Annotated in this window: 3 protein-coding genes; all 3 read right to left on the reverse strand. The window is 59.5% G+C overall.

Annotated elements, in window-relative coordinates; all coding sequences use genetic code 11:
- Positions 1-191, reverse strand: a 191-nt coding sequence (locus A3730_RS03570; RefSeq protein ID WP_304439455.1) for a cbb3-type cytochrome c oxidase N-terminal domain-containing protein, incomplete at its 3' end; no start/stop codon positions are given.
- Entirely contained in the window at positions 188-355 is a 168-nt protein-coding gene (locus tag A3730_RS03575; protein WP_063521376.1) for a CcoQ/FixQ family Cbb3-type cytochrome c oxidase assembly chaperone, read from the reverse strand. The genes A3730_RS03570 and A3730_RS03575, both read right to left, overlap by 4 nt.
- A partial coding sequence (locus A3730_RS03580; RefSeq protein WP_063537497.1) for a cbb3-type cytochrome c oxidase subunit II occupies positions 352-760 on the reverse strand: 409 nt, incomplete at its 5' end. The genes A3730_RS03580 and A3730_RS03575, both read right to left, overlap by 4 nt.

The following is a 760-nucleotide window of genomic DNA, read 5'->3' on the forward strand; positions in this document are numbered from 1 at the left end:
CCGATAAACAGGAACAGCCACCAGCGGGGCAGGGGAGCGTTGCGCTCCTGAATGCCGTCGAAGCTGTGGCCCGTGGTCTCCTTGGCGGCTTCCTCTGCAGAAATCTGGTTATTCCACAGCAGCAGGCCGCCGCAACCCAGCAGGTTGATAACGACGATGACGATAATGAACCAACTCCAGAAGTCACTCATTGCTCGTCCCCCTTATCAAGGTTCCCGGCTGTTCGCTCGTCCGCATCCAGCGCGATATAGCCGAGCTTTTCGTAATCTTTTTTGCGACTGGGGCGATACACCCACGCCGCCATGGCAACAAATGCCAGGAAGAACACCAGGGTAAACAGGGCGTGATAGCTCATTGCACAGCCTCCTTGCGTTCCTGACCCAGCGACAGCAGGTAGGCCACCAGTGCATCTTCTTCCGTGGCGTTAGCCCACTCGCCGTTGACCTTGCTCATCTGCTCGGCGATGTCTTCATCGGTATAGGGAACACCAAAGGCATTCTTGAATACCGACAATTTGCGCTCGGTCAGATCCCAATCCACCGGGGTTTCCTGCAGCCAGGGGTAAGCCGGCATGTTGGATTCGGGCACCACCTGGCGTGGATCGCGCAGGTGCTCGCGGTGCCATTGCTCGGTGATGGGTCGCAGGCCCACCCGGGCCAGATCTGGCCCGGTGCGCTTGGAGCCCCACAGGAAGGGATGCTCCCACACATCTTCACCGGCCACGGAATAGGCCCCGAAGCGTTCGGTTTCAGCGCGCAGC

The sequence above is a fragment of the Alcanivorax sp. HI0044 genome, assembly GCF_001634945.1.